This is a genomic window from Pseudomonas sp. GW821-FHT09A09 (assembly GCF_059418405.1).
The window spans coordinates 1-18,826 of record NZ_JBWKPU010000025.1; the positions used below are offsets into that span (position 1 = coordinate 1).

14 protein-coding genes are annotated in these 18,826 nt (G+C 58.7%); 1 reads left to right on the forward strand and 13 read right to left on the reverse strand.

The features are described 5' to 3' along the window. Positions 1-205 precede the first annotated feature (205 nt). The 10 genes from brnQ to sdhC all read right to left on the reverse strand — a co-directional run bounded on the left by brnQ (position 206) and on the right by sdhC (position 13,329). A complete protein-coding gene (gene brnQ, locus AC07OV_RS20610; RefSeq protein WP_176996492.1) occupies positions 206-1,519 on the reverse strand; it encodes a branched-chain amino acid transport system II carrier protein in 1,314 nt (437 codons plus the stop codon). Between the two features lie 432 nt (positions 1,520-1,951). Next, positions 1,952-2,833, reverse strand: coding sequence for a succinate--CoA ligase subunit alpha (sucD, locus tag AC07OV_RS20615; protein WP_003172813.1), 882 nt, complete (start codon positions 2,831-2,833; stop codon positions 1,952-1,954). Then, positions 2,833-3,999: an ADP-forming succinate--CoA ligase subunit beta gene (gene sucC, locus AC07OV_RS20620; RefSeq protein ID WP_003233235.1), complete on the reverse strand. Its 1,167-nt coding sequence runs from the start codon at positions 3,997-3,999 to the stop codon at positions 2,833-2,835. Before sucC ends, sucD begins: the two co-directional genes overlap by 1 nt. A gap of 204 nt (positions 4,000-4,203) precedes the next feature. Then, the gene (lpdA, locus tag AC07OV_RS20625; protein ID WP_176996493.1) at positions 4,204-5,640 is read right to left on the reverse strand and encodes a dihydrolipoyl dehydrogenase; all 1,437 of its coding nucleotides are present in this window, start codon (positions 5,638-5,640) and stop codon (positions 4,204-4,206) included. A gap of 99 nt (positions 5,641-5,739) precedes the next feature. Continuing rightward, a complete protein-coding gene (odhB, locus tag AC07OV_RS20630; RefSeq protein WP_494999181.1) occupies positions 5,740-6,963 on the reverse strand; it encodes a 2-oxoglutarate dehydrogenase complex dihydrolipoyllysine-residue succinyltransferase in 1,224 nt (407 codons plus the stop codon). Between the two features lie 44 nt (positions 6,964-7,007). After that, entirely contained in the window at positions 7,008-9,839 is a 2,832-nt protein-coding gene (locus AC07OV_RS20635; RefSeq protein ID WP_494999180.1) for a 2-oxoglutarate dehydrogenase E1 component, read from the reverse strand. A gap of 261 nt (positions 9,840-10,100) precedes the next feature. Continuing rightward, on the reverse strand, positions 10,101-10,805 hold the full coding sequence (locus tag AC07OV_RS20640; protein WP_003172807.1) for a succinate dehydrogenase iron-sulfur subunit: 705 nt from the start codon (positions 10,803-10,805) through the stop codon (positions 10,101-10,103). An 11-nt stretch (positions 10,806-10,816) separates the two neighbouring features. Next, entirely contained in the window at positions 10,817-12,589 is a 1,773-nt protein-coding gene (gene sdhA, locus AC07OV_RS20645) for a succinate dehydrogenase flavoprotein subunit (RefSeq protein WP_494999179.1), read from the reverse strand. A 3-nt stretch (positions 12,590-12,592) separates the two neighbouring features. Further along, positions 12,593-12,961 carry a succinate dehydrogenase, hydrophobic membrane anchor protein gene (sdhD, locus tag AC07OV_RS20650; protein WP_078741603.1) on the reverse strand — a complete coding sequence of 123 codons (369 nt, stop codon included), beginning with the start codon at positions 12,959-12,961 and terminating at the stop codon, positions 12,593-12,595. Then, complete coding sequence (gene sdhC, locus AC07OV_RS20655; RefSeq protein WP_016979564.1) at positions 12,955-13,329, reverse strand: succinate dehydrogenase, cytochrome b556 subunit; 375 nt, start codon at positions 13,327-13,329, stop codon at positions 12,955-12,957. Before sdhC ends, sdhD begins: the two co-directional genes overlap by 7 nt. A 364-nt stretch (positions 13,330-13,693) precedes the next feature. Between sdhC and gltA the strand changes: the two genes are divergently transcribed. Further along, positions 13,694-14,983, forward strand: a complete 1,290-nt coding sequence (gene gltA / locus AC07OV_RS20660) for a citrate synthase (protein WP_176996496.1) — start codon at positions 13,694-13,696, stop codon at positions 14,981-14,983. Between the two features lie 414 nt (positions 14,984-15,397). On the opposite strand, the gene AC07OV_RS20665 is transcribed toward gltA, so the two are convergent. The 3 genes from AC07OV_RS20665 to AC07OV_RS20675 form a co-directional block, all read right to left on the reverse strand. Continuing rightward, positions 15,398-17,056, reverse strand: coding sequence for a cation acetate symporter (locus AC07OV_RS20665; protein ID WP_176996498.1), 1,659 nt, complete (start codon positions 17,054-17,056; stop codon positions 15,398-15,400). After that, the gene (locus AC07OV_RS20670) at positions 17,053-17,364 is read right to left on the reverse strand and encodes a DUF485 domain-containing protein (RefSeq protein ID WP_016972153.1); all 312 of its coding nucleotides are present in this window, start codon (positions 17,362-17,364) and stop codon (positions 17,053-17,055) included. The genes AC07OV_RS20665 and AC07OV_RS20670 overlap by 4 nt, the downstream gene beginning before the upstream one ends. A 282-nt stretch (positions 17,365-17,646) precedes the next feature. Then, the gene (locus AC07OV_RS20675; protein WP_016972152.1) at positions 17,647-18,498 is read right to left on the reverse strand and encodes a glycine betaine ABC transporter substrate-binding protein; all 852 of its coding nucleotides are present in this window, start codon (positions 18,496-18,498) and stop codon (positions 17,647-17,649) included. Between the last annotated feature and the right edge of the window lie 328 nt (positions 18,499-18,826).

The window sequence follows — 18,826 nt, forward strand, 5'->3', positions numbered from 1 at the left end:
CCCCCCCCCCCCCCCCCCCCCCCCCCCCCCCCCCCCCCCCCCCCCCCCCCCCCCCCCCCCCCCCCCCAGCTCCCACACTGACCGCATTTCAATTTTGGAATGCTGTTTCGACGCCAGTTCAGGTGAAAAGACACTGCCTGATACCCATAAAAAATGCCCCGTATCGATTGATACGGGGCATTTCGGTACATCTCGTAGCCGTGGGTTAAGCGATGGCTTCGCTACGCTTGCCCAGCATACGGTCAACCACCACCGCGACGACCAGCGTCATGACCGAAGGCACCAACCACGCCAAGCCCTGTTCGCTCAGCGGCAGGTGCGCCAGTTGCGATGGCATCCAATCCGCCAGGCCTGCGCCCTTCAGTGCATCGATGCAACCAAAGATGAACGACACCAGCATCACCGGGCCCACGATACGGCCTTGCTCCTGCCAGAAGTCTTTGCAGAAGCTCAGGGCCACCAGCACGATGCACGGCGGGTAGATCGCGGTGAGCACTGGGATCGAGAACGCAATCAGCTTGGTCAAGCCCAGGTTGGACACGAACAGCGAGAACAGCGCCAGGATCACCACCAGTGTCTTGTAGGACAGTGGCAGGATACGGCTGAAGTACTCGGCGCAGGCGCAGGTCAGGCCCACCGCCGTCACCAGGCACGCCAGGGAGATCAGCACGGCCAGGAAGCCGCTGCCCAGGGAACCGAAGGTGTGTTGCACATAGGCGTGCAGCACCGCTGCGCCGTTGCTGGCCCCGGCGGCAACCGCGTGGCTGCCCGAACCAAGGCGGAACAGGCTGATATACACCAAGGCCAGGCCGACACCGGCGATCAGGCCGGCGATGATGGCGTAGCGGGTGATCAGTTTTGGCGACTCGACGCCACGGGAGCGGATCGCGTTGACGATCACGATGCCGAAAACCAGCGCGCCTAGGGTATCCATGGTCAGGTAACCATTGATGAAGCCTTGGGAGAACGGCGCTGCCACGTATTCCGGCGTTGCCACCCCCACTTCACCGGCCGGCAAGGCAAATGCAGCGATACCGAGGATGGCCAGAGCGATGATCTTCAGCGGTGCGAGGAAGCGACCCACGGTGTCCAGCAGTCGACCTGGGTACAGGGAGACGAAGAACACCACCAGGAAGTACACCGAGCTGTAGAGGAACAGCGCGAGCGGGCTTTCGCCGGTCAGCGGCGCCAGGCCCACTTCAAAGGACACGGTCGCGGTACGCGGGGTGGCGAACAGCGGCCCTACCGCCAGATACGCCGCCGCCGCGAGCAGGCCACCGGCGATCTTGCCGATCGGGCTGCTCAACGCGTCCATGCCGCCACCGACCTTGGCCAGGGCGATCACGGTGACCACCGGCAGACCCACAGCCGTGATCAGGAAGCCCAGCGCTGCCATCCAGACGTGAGGCCCGGACTGCAAACCAACGATAGGCGGGAAGATGATGTTGCCGGCGCCCACGAACAGGGCAAACGTCATAAAGCCCAACGCCAGGATATCCTGGCTTTTCAACACTTTCATTTGAGGAAATACCACACTACTGAATCGGAATTTAGAGAGGGATTCCCTATGGATGAGGGAAATGCTGCCGGCCCTTATGGCGGCCGACCGGTCTAGCGCGGGGCTTCCTTTTGGGATGCGCACGCATAAAGAGGCGGTAGGTTACAGAAATTGGCTGACGAACGCACTGTTGCGGGGCGAACTGTCCGATAAGCGACATCTTCATGTCGCGTTTTCATACCTTATTGGACAACCCGACCCCATGTGGGAGCTGGCTTGCCTGCGATAGCGGTGTGTCATCCAGCATTTTCGTTGGCTGACGCACCGCTATCGCAGGCAAGCCAGCTCCCACAGTTGACCGAGTAGACACCCAAAAAATGGGCAAACGCGGAAAGCACAAAGGCCACCCGAAGGTGGCCTTTGTGTTGGTAAAGCGTCAGCTAAGCGCGAGGCTTACTTGACAGCCCAACCGGTCAGCTCGGCCAGGGCCTTGCCGATGTCTGCCAGCGAACGCACGGTTTTAACGCCTGCGTCTTGCAGAGCAGCGAATTTCTCGTCTGCAGTGCCTTTGCCGCCAGAGATGATTGCGCCAGCATGGCCCATGCGCTTGCCAGCAGGGGCAGTCACACCAGCGATGTAGGAAACAACCGGCTTGGTCACGTGCGCCTTGATGTAGGCAGCCGCTTCTTCTTCAGCCGAACCGCCGATCTCACCGATCATCACGATCGCTTCGGTCTTCGGGTCTTCCTGGAACAGCTTCAGGATGTCGATGAAGTTCGAGCCTGGGATCGGGTCACCGCCGATGCCGACGCAAGTCGACTGACCGAAACCGGCGTCAGTGGTCTGCTTAACAGCTTCGTAGGTCAGGGTGCCGGAACGGGAAACGATACCGACTTTGCCTGGCAAGTGAATGTGACCTGGCATGATGCCGATCTTGCATTCGCCTGGAGTGATCACGCCTGGGCAGTTAGGGCCGATCAGGACTACGCCCAGCTCGTCGCACTTAACTTTAGCGTCCAGCATGTCCAGGGTAGGAATGCCTTCGGTGATGCAGACGATCAGCTTGATGCCGCCGAATGCCGCTTCCAGGATCGAGTCCTTGCAGAAAGGAGCTGGAACGTAGATCACGCTGGCGGTGGCGCCAGTGGCAGCTACAGCGTCTTTCACGGTGTTGAACACTGGCAGGCCCAGGTGCTCGGTGCCGCCTTTGCCCGGCGTTACGCCGCCAACCATCTTGGTGCCGTATTCGATGGCTTGCTGGGTGTGGAAACTACCTTGCGAACCGGTAATACCCTGGCAGATAACTTTGGTGTCTTTATTGATCAGGACGCTCATTATTTGCCCTCCGCAGCTTTAACAACTTGTTGAGCAGCGTCGGTCAGGCTGGTAGCCGCGATGATGTTCAAACCGCTTTCTGCCAGTACTTTAGCGCCCAGTTCAGCATTGTTACCTTCAAGGCGAACAACAACCGGGATTTTAACGCCGACTTCTTTCACTGCACCGATGATGCCTTCGGCAATCATGTCGCAACGAACGATGCCGCCGAAGATGTTGACCAATACTGCAGCGACGTTGGAGTCGGACAGGATGATCTTGAAGGCTTCGGTCACGCGTTCTTTGGTAGCACCACCACCTACGTCGAGGAAGTTGGCTGGTTTGCCGCCATGCAGGTTGACGATGTCCATGGTACCCATGGCCAGGCCAGCACCGTTGACCATGCAACCGATGTTACCTTCCAGGGCTACGTAGTTCAGTTCGAACTTGGCAGCGTGCGCTTCGCGCGGATCGTCTTGCGACGGATCGTGGAAAGTCTTCAGCTTAGGCTGACGGTACATGGCGTTGGCGTCGATGTTGATCTTGGCGTCCAGGCAGTGCAGATCGCCGTCAGCCTTGATCACCAGCGGGTTCACTTCCAGCAGGGCCAGATCGTGATCCTGGAACAGTTTGGCCAGACCTACGAAGATCTTGGCGAACTGGGCAACTTGCTTGCCTTCCAGGCCCAGCTGGAAAGCCAGCTCGCGACCCTGGAATGGCTGAGCGCCAACCAGTGGATCGATGGTGGCTTTCAGAATTTTTTCTGGGGTTTCGTGAGCGATCTTCTCGATGTCCACGCCACCTTCGGTGGAAGCCATGAACACGATGCGACGGCTCGAACGGTCAACGACAGCGCCCAGGTACAGCTCTTTAGCGATATCAGTGCACGATTCAACCAGGATCTTGGTGACTGGTTGGCCATTGGCATCAGTCTGGTAAGTCACCAGACGCTTGCCCAGCCACTGCTGTGCGAAGGCCTTGGCGTCTTCTTTGCTGCGAACCAGCTTAACGCCGCCCGCTTTACCGCGACCACCGGCGTGAACCTGGGCTTTGACAACCCACTCAGTGCCGCCGATTTTGTCGCAAGCTTCTGCTGCTGCTTCCGGGGTGTCTACTGCGTAGCCCTTGGATACTGGCAGGCCGTATTCAGCGAACAGCTGCTTACCCTGATACTCGTGAAGATTCATGCTTTTTACCGTCTTCGTTAGGTACTGCGCATTCGGCGCTGCGCTCATTATGAGTGCCGCGCCACCTGTGACTGCTGCTTGCGCAACTTGCGGGGCTTAACGCCCGTAAAGCTGCGCAAGACTGCGTCCAGCGGATATTCCGCGGTGAGTCTTGCGCGCAAGGCTCACGACGGGCAACTCCGCCGTGGTTTCTTATTATCTCGCTTAGCGCTTCTTGCGGTTGGCGATGTGGATGGCGCCGCCATTCACTGCCAACGCAGCTTCGTGCAACGCTTCGGACAGGGTCGGATGGGAGAAGACCATCATGCCCAGGTCTTCGGCGCTGGTGCCGAATTCCATACCGATAGCGCCTTGCTGAACCAGTTCTGCAGCGCTTGGGCCAATCACGTGGACGCCCAATACGCGGTCAGTCTTGGCATCAGCGATGACTTTGACAAAACCACCGGTGTCGTTGGCTGCCATGGCACGGCCAGAAGCGGCAAACGGGAAGGTGCCGACGTTAACTTCAACGCCTTCAGCTTTCAACTGCTGTTCGTTCTTGCCGACCCATGCAATTTCCGGGTGGGTGTAGATAACCGATGGGATCAGGTCGTAGTTCATCTGGGTTTTATGGCCCTTGATGCGCTCGACAACCATGATGCCTTCTTCGGAAGCCTTGTGCGCCAGCATCATGCCGCGCACCACGTCGCCGATGGCGTACACGCCAGGCACGGTGGTGGCGCAGTGATCGTCAACGTGCACGTAGCCGCGCTCGTCGAGGGTCACGCCGCTGTCGGCAGCCAGCAGGTCGGTGGTCACTGGACGGCGACCAACGGCTACGATCAGCTTGTCGAAGGTAATGGTTTTTTCGCCATCCTTGTCGGTGTAGTTAACAACGACTTCTTCGCCATTCACTTTCGAGCCGGTTACGCGAGCGCCCAGCTTGATGTCCAGACCTTGTTTGGTCAGGGTTTTCAGTGCTTCTTTGGACACAGCGGTGTCGGCGGCCAGCAGGAACGTGTCCAGGGCTTCCAGCACAGTCACTTCGGCGCCCAGACGGGACCATACCGAACCCAGTTCCAGGCCGATCACGCCAGCACCGATCACGCCCAGGCGCTTAGGTACAGCCTGGAATTCCAGGGCGCCGGTCGAATCAACGATCACGTTGTTGTCGACTGGAGCCGGTGGAATGTCGATCGGGCGCGAACCTGGCGCCAGGATCACGTTTTCAGCTTCGATGACTTCAACCGAACCGTCTGGCTTGGTGATTTCGATCTTCTTGCCGGCCAGCAGCTTGCCGTGGCCCTGGATCGAGGTCACACCGTTGGCCTTGAACAAGGTCGCAACGCCGGAAGTCAGGCCCTTAACGATGTTGGCTTTACGGCCGACCATTGCTGGCACGTCCATGGTCACGCCAGCATGGTTGATGCCGTGGATCGCGAAGCCGTCTTGGGCTTCGTGGAATTTCCAGGAGCTGTCCAGCAGCGCCTTGGAAGGAATGCAACCGACGTTCAGGCAGGTACCGCCCAGTGCCAGTTTGCCTTCCTTGTCGGTGTATTTTTCGATGCAAGCAGTCGAGAGGCCCAGTTGTGCGGCCTTGATGGCGGCAACATAGCCGCCAGGACCTGCACCAATCACTACAACGTCAAATTTCTGCGACATGAAAATAGTTCCTCTATTTAGCAGCAAGCTTTCAAGCCGCAAGCCCAGGGTCAAGCTGCCTTGACTGGCAGTTTGCCCCAGGGCCTGCAGCTGCTTCTATCAGATATCCAGCAGCAGACGAGCCGGGTCTTCCAGCAGGTTCTTGATGGTCACCAGGAAAGTCACGGCTTCTTTACCATCGATCAGGCGGTGATCGTAGGACAGCGCCAGGTACATCATCGGACGGATCACGACCTGGCCGTTGACGGCCATAGGACGCTGGATGATGTTGTGCATGCCCAGGATCGCAGCTTGTGGCGGGTTGACGATCGGAGTCGACATCATCGAACCGAAGGTACCACCGTTGGTGATGGTGAAGGTACCGCCGGTCATCTCGTCGATGGTCAGCTTGCCGTCACGGGCTTTCTTGCCGAAGGTGGCGATGCCGCCTTCGATTTCAGCCAGGCTCATCAGTTCGGCGTTACGCAGAACCGGAACCACCAGGCCGCGGTCGCTGGACACGGCAACGCCGACGTCTGCATAGCCGTGGTAAACGATGTCGTTGCCGTCGATCGAAGCGTTGACTGCCGGGAAGCGTTTCAGCGCTTCGGTGGCCGCTTTCACGAAGAAGGACATGAAGCCCAAACGCACGCCGTTATGGCTCTTCTCAAAGAGATCCTTGTACTTCGAACGCAACGCCATGACTTCGGTCATGTCGACTTCGTTGAAGGTGGTCAGCATCGCCATGTTCGATTGTGCTTCAACCAGGCGCTTGGCCACGGTGGCACGTACACGGGTCATCGGAACGCGCTTCTCGGTGCGGTCGCCAGCAGCGAACACAGGCGCAGCAGCAGCCGGGGCAGCAGCCTTGGCAGGTGCGGCAGCTGGAGCGTTCTTCTTGGCTTCAACAGCCGCAACCACGTCTTCCTTGGTGATGCGACCGTCTTTGCCGGTGCCTTTTACGGAAGCCAGGTTGATGCCGTTCTCTTCAGCCAGCTGACGGGCAGCCGGTGCAGCGATCGGGTCTTCAGCGCCAGCAGCCGGAGCGGCAGCTGGAGCAGCAGCGGCGGCCGGTGCGGCAGCGGCAGGTGCAGCGGCAGCAGCACTGCCCTCCTCGATCGAACCCAGAACCTGGTTCGACAGAACGGTAGCGCCTTCTTCGGCAACGATTGCGCCCAGTACGCCGTCAGCTTCAGCCAACACTTCCAGAACGACTTTGTCGGTCTCGATGTCGACGATCAGGTCGTCACGCTTTACAGCGTCGCCTGGTTTCTTGTGCCAGGTGGCAACGGTGCCATCGGCAACCGATTCCGGGAATGACGGGGCTTTGATTTCGATAGCCATTATCTGTGGGTCCTTAAAATTCGGTTTCAGTCAGCGCGAAGGCGTTAAACAGTGAAAGCATCTTGCAGCAGTTTTTCCTGCTGCTCGGCGTGCATCGACGCATAGCCACATGCAGGTGCAGCAGAAGCATCGCGACCGGCGTACTCCAGGTTCAGCGCCTTGTTGTGGTTACCCATGCTGCGACGCAGGTGATGCTGGCTGCTGTACCACGCGCCCTGGTTCATCGGTTCTTCCTGGCACCACACCACGTTAGTGAGGTTGGTGTAAGGCGCGATGGCCTCCATCAGGTCGTCTTCCGGGAACGGGTAAAGCTGCTCGATACGCACGATGGCGATGTCTTCGCGGCCTTCGGCACGGCGTTTTTCCAGCAAGTCGTAGTAGACCTTGCCGCTGCACAGGATCAGGCGAGTCACTTTGGCCGCGTCCAGCGTGTCGATTTCCGGGATCACGGTCTGGAACGAACCATCCGCCAGATCTTCCAGGGTCGAGATGGCCAATTTGTGACGCAGCAGCGATTTCGGGGTCAGCACTACCAGCGGCTTGCGCAGCGGGCGGATCACCTGGCGACGCAGCAAGTGGTAGATCTGGGCCGGGGTCGTCGGTACGCACACCTGGATGTTGTGCTCGGCGCAAAGCTGCAGGTAACGCTCCAGACGGGCCGAGGAGTGCTCAGGACCCTGACCTTCATAACCGTGTGGCAGCAGCATGGTCAGACCGCACAGACGGCCCCACTTGTGCTCGCCGCTGGTGATGAACTGGTCGATCACTACTTGGGCACCGTTGGCGAAATCGCCAAACTGGGCTTCCCAGATCACCAGCGCGTTTGGCGTGGTGGTCGAGTAGCCGTATTCGAACGCCAGTACGGCTTCTTCGGACAGGAACGAATCGTACAGGTCGAAACGCGGCTGGCCTTCGTACAGGTGTTGCAGTGGTACGTAGGTGGTTGCGTCTTTCTGGTTGTGCAGAACCGCGTGACGGTGCGAGAACGTACCACGGCCGATGTCCTGGCCAGTCATGCGGATCGGGTGACCTTCGAACGCCAGGGTCGCGTACGCCATGGTTTCAGCGTAACCCCAGTTGATCGGCAGGCCGCCGGCTTGCATCTTCTGACGGTCTTCGTAGATCTTCGCAACCTGGCGCTGTACGACGAAGCCTTCCGGGATTTCCAGCAGCTTGGCAGACAGTTCCTGCAGGGTCTTGAGGTCGAACGACGTGTCGTGACGGGCAGTCCAGCCGTGGCCCAGATACGGGCGCCAGTCCACAAACAGCTCTTTGTTCGGCTCTTTAACCAGGCTCTTCACAACATGCAGGCCGTTGTCCAACGCGTTGCGGTATTCATCGACTTTCGCCTGAACACGCGCATCGTCAACCACGCCGGCCTTGGTCAGGCTTTCGGCATACAGCTCACGGGTGGTGCGCTGCTTGGTGATCTGCTGGTACATCAACGGCTGGGTGCCGCTTGGCTCGTCCGCTTCGTTGTGACCGCGACGGCGGTAGCAAACCAGGTCGATGACCACGTCACGCTTGAACTGCATGCGGTAGTCGACAGCCAGTTGGGTCACGAACAGCACGGCTTCCGGATCATCACCATTCACATGGAGGATCGGCGCCTGGATCATCTTGGCAACGTCGGTCGCGTACTCGGTAGAGCGTGCGTCCAGCGGGTTGCTGATGGTGAAGCCCACCTGGTTGTTGATGACGATGTGAACGGTACCGCCGGTCTTGAAGCCGCGGGTCTGCGACATCTGGAACGTTTCCAGGACCACGCCTTGACCGGCGAATGCCGCGTCACCGTGGATGGAAATCGGCAGGACCTTCTCACCGGTAGCGTCGTTGCGACGATCCTGACGCGCACGGACCGAACCCTCGACCACCGGGGAAACGATTTCCAGGTGGGATGGGTTAAAGGCCATGGCCAGGTGAACTTCACCGCCGGTGGTCATCACGTTGGACGAGAAGCCCTGGTGGTATTTAACGTCACCGGAACCCAGCTCGACCTTCTTCTTGCCTTCGAACTCGTCGAACAGCTCACGCGGGTTCTTGCCGAAGGTGTTGACCAACACGTTCAGGCGACCACGGTGGGCCATGCCGATCACGATTTCCTTGGTGCCGTAGGAACCGGAACGCTGGATCAGCTCGTCGAGCATCGGGATCAGGCTTTCGCCGCCTTCCAGGCCGAAACGCTTGGTGCCCGGGTATTTGGTACCCAGGTATTTTTCCAGGCCTTCAGCTGCGGTCACGCGCTCAAGCAGGTGGCTGCGAACGTCGGCGGACAGAACCGGACGGCCACGCACGCCTTCCAGGCGATGCTGGAACCAGTGGCGCTGCTCGGAATCGGTGATGTGCGTAAATTCAGCGCCGATGGTGCGGCAATATGTCTGCTGCAACGCTTCGTGAATTTCGCGTAGGCTCGCTTCCTCTTTGCCGATGAACAGGTCGCCGGCACGGAAGGTCGTATCAAGATCGGCATTGGTCAAGCCGTAATGATTGATCGACAGGTCTGCAGGTGCAGGACGCTTCCAGAGCCCCAGCGGGTCAAGCTGGGCCGCCTGGTGGCCACGCATCCGGTAGGCCTGGATCAGTCGCAGTACTTCAACTTGCTTCTTCTCGTGCTCGCTGCTCACGCTACCGGCGGAAACCGGCTGGGCGCGGCGCTGGTTCTTTGCCAGCAGCACAAACTGATCGCGAATTGTTGCATGCGATACATCGGTGGCAGCGTTGCCGTCTGAAGACAACGTCTGAAATTTGGTGCGCCATTCTTCTGGCACAGCGTTAGGGTCGTGCAGGTAGAGCTCATAAAGCTCTTCCACATAGGCAGCGTTACCACCTGAAAGATAGCCGCTGTTCCACATGCGCTGCATCACGCTTTCTTGCATGCTTGGTCACCCTCGATTTGGGGACACCACCGGCGAAAACACCGAGTTTGCTTGCAAAAGGCCAAGTGCAGCGACCAAAACAAGCCACTTAGGATCACGCTGATAGTTCGGGTACCAACCCGAATGCCCCTGCTTGTCTCATTTCTTCAAAATAAGAGCCGCGGCTTTGTAAGTCGCTGCTCAAGTTAAAACTACGGCGCCGGTTGAAGCCTGCGCCGTAGCATTTACGGGCACAACGGTCCTGCTTTGCTACAACGTCAGTTACACGCCGCTTTGCAGCAGCATGTTACGGATGTGACCAATGGCCTTAGTCGGGTTCAGGCCTTTGGGACATACGTTGACGCAGTTCATGATCCCGCGGCAGCGGAATACGCTGAACGGGTCATCCAGTGAAGCCAGACGCTCGGACGTCTTGGTGTCACGGCTGTCTGCCAGGAAGCGGTAGGCTTGCAGCAGCGCAGCTGGACCCAGGAACTTGTCCGGGTTCCACCAGAAGGACGGGCACGAAGTCGAGCAGCAAGCGCACAGGATGCACTCGTACAGACCGTCGAGCTTTTCACGCTCTTCAGGGGACTGCAGACGCTCGATGGCCGGAGCCGGCGTGTCGTTCTGCAGGAACGGCTTAACTTTCTCGTATTGCTTGTAGAAGATGCTCATATCGACGACCAGGTCACGGATAACCGGCAAACCTGGCAGAGGACGAACGATCAGCTTGTTGCCTTTGACCACGGCCGACAGCGGCGTGATGCACGCCAGGCCGTTTTTGCCGTTGATGTTCATGCCGTCGGAACCGCATACACCTTCACGGCAAGAGCGACGATAGGAGAAACCTTCGTCCTGCTCTTTGATCAGTGCCAGTACATCCAGCACCATCAGGTCTTTACCACCGGTATCGACCTGGAATTCCTGCATGAACGGCGCGGCGTCCTGATCAGGGTTGTAGCGATAAACACTGACTTTCAACATGGCAGCCACCCTTAGTAAGTCCGAATCTTCGGTTCAAACGTCGGAACCGTCTTCGGCGAGAAGTTCACGGCACGCTTGGTTACGCGCTTGTCACCCGGGAAGTACAGGGTGTGGCACAACCAGTTTTCGTCGTCGCGATCTTCAAAGTCTTCACGGGCGTGGGCACCACGGGATTCTTTACGAACCTCGGCCGCGATCGCAGTCGCTTCGGCCACTTCCAGCAGGTTTTGCAGCTCAAGGGCTTCGATACGAGCGGTGTTGAACGCCTGGCTCTTATCGTTGATCTTGACGTTGGCGATGCGCTTGCGCAGATCCGCCAGCTGGGCAATACCCTTCTGCATGTATTCGCCGGTACGGAATACACCGAAGTAGTTCTGCATGCAGCTTTGCAGCTCGCGACGCAGGGTGGCTACGTCTTCGCCATCGGTGCGCTCGTTCAGCGCGTTCAGACGGGCCATGGCCGCGTTGATGTTGGCTTCGGTAGCGTCGTCGTAATGGATACCGTCGGTCAGCGCCTTTTCCAGGTGCAGGCCGGCAGCACGGCCGAATACCACCAGGTCGAGCAATGAGTTGCCGCCCAGACGGTTGGCACCGTGAACCGATACGCAAGCCACTTCACCCACTGCGAACAGGCCAGGGATGATGGTGTCTTTGCCTTCGCTGTCCTGGGTGATCGCCTGGCCATGAATGTTGGTGGCAACGCCGCCCATCATGTAGTGGCAAGTCGGAACAACCGGAACCGGAGCAACGACCGGGTCAACGTGTGCGAACGTCTTGGACAGCTCGCAGATACCTGGCAGGCGGCTGTGCAGCACTTCCTCGCCCAGGTGATCGAGCTTGAGCAGTACGTGGTCGCCGTTCGGGCCACAGCCGTTGCCGGCGATGATTTCTTTAACCATCGAACGAGCAACAACGTCACGACCCGCCAGGTCTTTCGCGTTCGGAGCATAACGCTCCATGAAACGCTCGCCGTGCTTGTTGATCAGGTAACCACCTTCACCACGGCAACCTTCTGTCACCAGTACACCGGCGCCGGCGATGCCGGTCGGGTGGAATTGCCACATTTCGATATCTTGTACCGGTACGCCAGCACGCAGTGCCATGCCGACGCCGTCGCCGGTGTTGATCAGGGCATTGGTGGTCGACGCGTAGATACGGCCCGCACCGCCAGTCGCCAAAACGGTAGCATTGGCGCGGATGTAGGTGGTTTCACCGGTTTCGATGCAGATGGCGATCACGCCAACAAATGCACCGTCGGCGTTCTTCACCAGGTCGACCGCGTAGTACTCGTTCAGGAACGTGGTACCGGCTTTCAGGTTGCCCTGATAAAGGGTGTGCAGCAGCGCGTGACCGGTACGGTCGGACGCCGCGCAGGTACGGGCAGCCTGGCCGCCTTTACCGTAATCCTTCGACTGACCGCCGAATGGACGCTGGTAGATACGACCTTGCTCGGTACGGGAAAACGGCAGACCCATGTGGTCCAGCTCGAACACCGCGGCCGGGCCTTCCTGACACATGTATTCGATAGCGTCCTGGTCACCGATGTAGTCGGAACCCTTGACGGTATCGTACATGTGCCAGCGCCAGTCATCGTTCGGGTCGGCGGACGCGATGGCGCAGGTGATGCCACCCTGGGCCGATACGGTGTGGGAACGCGTCGGGAACACCTTGGTGATCACGGCAGTCTTGTGACCACCCTGAGCCAGCTGCAGCGCTGCGCGCATGCCAGCACCGCCGCCACCAATGATGATGGCGTCGAAGGAAATAGTTGGAATGTTAGCCATGAATCAGATACCCCAAAGAATCTGCACACCCCAGACGAAGTAAGCGAACATTGCAACGCCGCAGACTGCCTGGAAGAGGAAACGTACTGCGGTCGCGGACTTGCCCAGCGCCATCGGCGTCAGGTAGTCGGTCGCGATGGTCCACATGCCGACCCAGGCGTGAGCGCCGAGGGCTACAAGGGCCAGCAGACTGAAGATTCGCATCGCATTGTGGGCGAACAGGCCATGCCATTGTTCAAAGGTGATGCCCGGGTGTGCGACGAGGTATCCGATCAGGAAAATGAAATAAGCCGCGAGAACGACCGCAGACACACGCTGTGCCATCCAGTCATAGAGGCCCGAACGCGAAAGGTTCGTAACGCTGGTTACCATATCCAAACTCCTGCCAGAACGATCAGCACCACGGAAATGGCGATGATGATTTTCGAGCCCAGGCGGCCGCCTTCCAGCGTCTCACCGATACCCGCATCCATGATCAAGTGGCGCACACCGGCAACCAGGTGATACAGCAGAGCGGACAGGAGGCCCCATGCTACGAACTTGGCCAGCGGGCTGGTCAAGCATGCCTTCACCTCGGCGTAACCTTCCTCGGAACCCAGGGATTTGCTCAATGCATAAAGCATGATGCCCAAGCCCAGGAACAGGATGATGCCGGAAACACGGTGCAGGAACGACGTAACGCCGGTGATGGGGAGTTTGATGGTCCTTAGGTCTAGGTTTACAGGTCGTTGGCTATTCACGGCTTTTTTTCACACTGAAGAGCCCCTAACAATCAGGGCAAAGTTGTTGGGGAGTGCACTGGTCAGGTAAGCACCACCCAGGGAGTGCGACCCCCAATGAAAGCAAGCCCAAAAGCCCTTGGCGGTCGGTGGCCGAGTATAGACAGTTAGGTTACTAATGACAACGCGCCGTCCTCACCCTAATAGCTGATTGCGCTGGCGGTATAAAAGGCGTAAATGGCAGTCAATTTCGAGGAAAAAGTACGGTTAAAGCCTTCTGGCGCAAGACTTTAGGCAAATTGACATCTGGATTTATATCAATATAGTGGTGCGGGCCCTGCGTGGGGGGTCTGTCTGATGATTTGAAGCATAAATAGGAGGCCACATGGCTGACAAAAAAGCGCAGTTGATCATCGAGGGCGCAGCCCCCGTCGAGCTGCCCATTTTAACCGGCACCGTTGGTCCCGATGTTATCGACGTACGGGGCCTGACGGCCACGGGCCGTTTCACTTTCGACCCAGGCTTCATGTCGACCGCCTCTTGCGAGTCGAAGATCACCTATATCGATGGCGACAATGGCATCCTGCTGCACCGGGGCTACCCGATCGAGCAGCTGGCCGAGAAGTCGGACTACCTGGAAACCTGCTACCTGCTGCTAAATGGCGAATTGCCAACCGCTGAGCAGAAAGCCAAGTTTGTCAGTAATGTGAAGAACCACACCATGGTTCACGAGCAGTTGAAGACCTTCTTCAACGGCTTCCGTCGCGACGCCCACCCGATGGCCGTCATGTGCGGCGTGGTCGGCGCCCTGTCGGCCTTCTATCACGACTCCCTCGACATCAATAACCCGCAGCATCGCGAAATCTCCGCGATCCGCCTGGTTGCCAAGATGCCGACCCTGGCCGCGATGGTGTACAAGTACTCCATGGGCCAACCCATGATGTACCCGCGCAACGACCTGTCGTATGCGGAAAACTTCCTGCACATGATGTTCAACACGCCGTGCGAGATCAAACCGATCAGCCCGACACTCGCCAAGGCCATGGACCGGATCTTCATCCTCCACGCCGACCACGAGCAGAACGCATCGACCTCCACCGTGCGCCTGGCCGGCTCTTCGGGTGCCAACCCGTTCGCCTGTATCGCCGCCGGTATCGCCGCACTGTGGGGCCCTGCCCACGGCGGTGCGAACGAAGCCGTACTGACCATGCTCGATGAAATCGGCGATGTGTCCAACATCGACAAGTTCATCGCCAAGGCCAAGGACAAGAACGATCCGTTCAAGCTGATGGGCTTCGGTCACCGGGTCTACAAGAACCGCGACCCGCGCGCCACGGTCATGAAGCAGACCTGCGACGAGGTGTTGAAGGAACTGGGCATCAAGAACGATCCGCAACTCGAACTGGCCATGCGCCTGGAAGAGATCGCCCTGACCGACCCGTACTTCATCGAACGCTCGCTGTACCCGAACGTCGACTTCTACTCGGGGATCATCCTCAAGGCGATCGGCATTCCAACCAGCATGTTCACCGTGATCTTCGCCCTGGCGCGGACCGTGGGCTGGATCTCCCACTGGAAAGAAATGCTCTCCAGCCCGTACAAGATTGGCCGCCCGCGCCAGCTGTACACCGGCTACGAGTCGCGTGACATCACCCAGCTGGAAGACCGCAAGTAAGCCGCTAACGGCTTGATTGCTCTGAATAAGGCCTCCCTAACGGAGGCCTTATTCGTTTCTGCGCCCCCCCCCCCCTACAACACCACCCCCTCTGTAGGAGCCCGGCTTGCCGGCGATGAGGCCCGAAAGATCAGCGCCAGGCTCAAGGACGCCATCGCCGGCAAGCCGGGCTCCTGCACACCCCACCACCTCCGTAGGAGCTGGCTTGCCAGCGATGGGGCCCGAGAGATCAGCGCCAAACTCAAGGACGCCATCGCCGGCAAGCCGGGCTCCTACAACGGATTGCGCGCAGCCTTCCTACAACTTTTATTGGTGCAGGATCTGAGAAACAGTTTTGTCGTATCTGTTACCAATAAAAGCAAAAAAATGCCCCGATCTCGCGACCGGGGCATTTTTTTGTAACAGCCAGAGCGATTAGTGGTTAACCGCCCCGCTCGCCCCCAAACCAGTCTGCGAACGCACAAACTGCGGGAAGTACAGCGCACGTTCCTTGTCTGCCGCCGCCGACTTGTCGGTGATGGAGAAGAACCAGATGCCGATGAACGCAATGATCATCGAGAACAGTGCCGGGTACTCGTAAGGGAAGATGGCTTTTTCATGGTGCAGGATCGAGACCCAGATGGTTGGGCCCAGGATCATCAGGCCAACCGCACTGATCAGGCCCAACCAGCCGCCGATCATCGCGCCACGGGTGGTGAGGTTTTTCCAGTACATGGAAAGCAGCAACACCGGGAAGTTACAGCTGGCTGCAATGGAGAATGCCAGGCCGACCATAAACGCAATGTTCTGGCTTTCGAACAGGATGCCCAAGCCGATAGCCAACACGCCCAAGGCGATGGTGGTGATCTTCGAGACGCGAATCTCATCCTTGTCGTTGGCCTTGCCTTTCTTGATCACGCTGGCATACAGGTCATGGGACACCGCCGAAGCACCGGCCAGGGTCAAGCCGGCAACCACCGCCAGGATGGTGGCGAAGGCCACGGCCGAGATGAAGCCCAGGAAGATACTGCCACCCACCGCGTTGGCCAGGTGCACCGCCGCCATGTTGTTACCGCCCAGCAAGGCGCCTGCCGCGTCCTTGAACGCCGGGTTGGTGCTGACCAGCAGGATCGCGCCAAAGCCGATGATGAAGGTCAGGATGTAGAAGTAACCGATGAAACCGGTAGCGTAGAACACACTCTTGCGGGCTTCTTTCGCGTCACTGACGGTGAAGAAGCGCATCAGGATGTGCGGCAGGCCAGCAGTACCGAACATCAGCGCAAGCCCAAGGGAGAACGCCGAGATCGGGTCTTTTACCAGGCCGCCAGGGCTCATGATCGCTTCACCTTTAGGGTGAACCTTGATCGCCTCGGAGAACAGGACATTGAAGTCGAAGTTGACGTGTTTCATCACCATCAACGCCATGAACGACGCGCCGGACAACAGCAGCACCGCCTTGATGATCTGCACCCAAGTGGTTGCCAGCATGCCGCCGAACAACACATAGAGCACCATCAGGATGCCCACCAGGATCACCGCCACGTGGTAGTCCAGGCCGAACAGCAGTTGGATCAGCTTGCCCGCCCCCACCATCTGCGCGATCAGGTAGAACGCCACCACCACCAGCGAGCCACAGGCCGACAGGCTGCGGATCTGGGTTTGCCCGAGGCGGTAGGACGCCACGTCGGCAAAGGTGTACTTGCCCAGGTTACGCAGGCGCTCGGCGATCAGGAACAGGATGATCGGCCAGCCCACCAGGAAGCCGATCGAGTAGATCAGGCCGTCATAACCGGAGGTATACACCAGCGCGGAAATCCCCAGGAAGGACGCCGCCGACATGTAGTCACCGGCAATCGCCAGGCCATTCTGGAAACCGGTGATCTTGCCGCCGGCCGCGTAGTAGTCGGCCGCCGACTTGTTGCGCTTGGACGCCCAGTAGGTGATGCACAGGGTGGCACCGACAAACGCGATGAACATCACGATGGCGGAGACGTTCAGCGGTTGCTTGTGCACTTCACCGGTCAATGCATCCGCCGCCCAAACGGCCGGAGCAAACAGCGAAGCGCCGAATACAGCCAATAGACGCCGGATCATTGCGCAGCCTCCTTGAGAATCGCATTGTTCAGGTCGTCAAATTCGCCGTTGGCCCGGCGTACGTAGATGCCGGTCAGGATGAAGGCGGACACAATCAGTCCGACGCCCAGGGGAATGCCCCAGGTAATCGAGGAACCGGGGCTGAGCTTGGCCCCCAGTACTTGTGGCCCGTAGGCGATCAACAGGATGAAAGCGGAGTAAAGCCCTAGCATGATTGCCGAGAGAATCCAGGCGAATCGTTCCCTTTTTCTCACCAGCTCCTTGAAACGCGGGCTGTTTTGAATCGAGAGGTAAATGCTGTCGTTCATTGTTTTTATCCTCGCAGCACAGCTTTTTATTATTTTGGAACGTATCCACTGTATGCGGCTGCCGTAGAGGTTCCAGACGACCTTAGTAGTAGATGGAGATCGCCACTTCGCAAGTTTTGCGGCCAACAAATAAACAACAGCCTGAATACAGACAAAAATGTGGGAGCGGGCTTGCCCGCGAATGCGGTGGTTCAGTCGGCTTATGCATCGACTGACACACTGCTTTCGCGGGCAAGCCCGCTCCCACATTAGGTCTGCGGCGTAATTTCTACAGATTAACGGTTACTTACCGGTCCACTCAGCAACACGCTCAGGGTGCTTGGCTACCCAATCCTTGGCTGCGGCATCAGGCTTGGCACCTTCCTGGATCGCCAGCATGACTTCGCCGATTTCGTCCTTGGAGGCCCACTGGAATTTCTTCAGGAAGGCTGCGACTTCCGGCGCTTTCTTCTCCAGGCCCTTGCTGCCGATGCTGTTAACGGTTTCAGCGGCACCGTAAACGCCTTTCGGGTCGTCGAGGAAACGCAGTTTCCACTTGGCGAACATCCAGTGTGGCACCCAACCGGTCACCGCAATGGATTCCTGCTTGTCTTCGGCACGGGTCAGTTCGGCGATCATCGCGGCGCCCGAACTGGCTTGCAGTTTATAGTCGAGGCCGTACTGCTTGATGGCTTCGTCGGTCTTGAGCATCACGCCTGAACCGGCGTCGATGCCGACGATCTTGTTCTTGAAGGTGGTGTCGGTCTTGAGGTCTTCAATGGACTTGGCCTTGACGTACTCCGGCACGATCAGGCCGATTTTCGCATCCTTGAAGTTGGGGCCGTAGTCGACCACCTTGTCCTTGTTCTTGGCCCAGTACTCACCGTGGGTCACGGGCAGCCAGGCGGAGAGCATGGCGTCGAGTTTGCCGGTGGCCACGCCTTGCCACATGATCCCGGTGGCGACCGCCTGCAGTTTCACGTCATAACCGAGCTTTTCCTTGATCACTTCTGCCGCCACGTGGGTGGTAGCCACGCTGTCGGACCAGCCATCCACATAGCCGATGCTCAGGGTTTTGCTGTCGGCGCTGGCCAGTGTGGAGCTCATCGCAACTACCAGAGTGGCAGCTGCGCCCAAGAGTCGTCGCATCTTCATAGTACTTCCCCGAAAGTGCTGCGCCCGACGGATGCCGAGCGACGTCAACCTAGTTGTTATGTGGTGCACCGCGCCCCCTTCACGCGCATCGATCCGGCTGCTGCCACATCAGTGGAGTGCTGACCCTTTGATCATCAACCTGACGGGGCTTGGAACCTGCTCTGCCTGCGACCTCAGGTAAGCAAGAAACGACATCACAACGCCAGCAGGACGTTTTGTAGGATATGGCGTCAAAATCCCGCCCGAACTTTGCATGTCAAAATTATGCGGCCCCACTGGGACCGGGCAAATCCGGGTAAGATGCGCGCCTTTGCTCTTCCAGATAAGC

Coding starts and splice junctions, on each gene's coding strand:
- brnQ (WP_176996492.1), bottom strand. CDS start 1,519: ATGAAAGTGTTGAAAAGCCAGGATATCCTGGCGTTGGGCTTTATGACG.
- sucD (WP_003172813.1), bottom strand. CDS start 2,833: ATGAGCGTCCTGATCAATAAAGACACCAAAGTTATCTGCCAGGGTATT.
- sucC (WP_003233235.1), bottom strand. CDS start 3,999: ATGAATCTTCACGAGTATCAGGGTAAGCAGCTGTTCGCTGAATACGGC.
- lpdA (WP_176996493.1), bottom strand. CDS start 5,640: ATGTCGCAGAAATTTGACGTTGTAGTGATTGGTGCAGGTCCTGGCGGC.
- odhB (WP_494999181.1), bottom strand. CDS start 6,963: ATGGCTATCGAAATCAAAGCCCCGTCATTCCCGGAATCGGTTGCCGAT.
- AC07OV_RS20635 (WP_494999180.1), bottom strand. CDS start 9,839: ATGCAAGAAAGCGTGATGCAGCGCATGTGGAACAGCGGCTATCTTTCA.
- AC07OV_RS20640 (WP_003172807.1), bottom strand. CDS start 10,805: ATGTTGAAAGTCAGTGTTTATCGCTACAACCCTGATCAGGACGCCGCG.
- sdhA (WP_494999179.1), bottom strand. CDS start 12,589: ATGGCTAACATTCCAACTATTTCCTTCGACGCCATCATCATTGGTGGC.
- sdhD (WP_078741603.1), bottom strand. CDS start 12,961: ATGGTAACCAGCGTTACGAACCTTTCGCGTTCGGGCCTCTATGACTGG.
- gltA (WP_176996496.1), top strand. CDS start 13,694: ATGGCTGACAAAAAAGCGCAGTTGATCATCGAGGGCGCAGCCCCCGTC.
- AC07OV_RS20665 (WP_176996498.1), bottom strand. CDS start 17,056: ATGATCCGGCGTCTATTGGCTGTATTCGGCGCTTCGCTGTTTGCTCCG.
- AC07OV_RS20670 (WP_016972153.1), bottom strand. CDS start 17,364: ATGAACGACAGCATTTACCTCTCGATTCAAAACAGCCCGCGTTTCAAG.
- AC07OV_RS20675 (WP_016972152.1), bottom strand. CDS start 18,498: ATGAAGATGCGACGACTCTTGGGCGCAGCTGCCACTCTGGTAGTTGCG.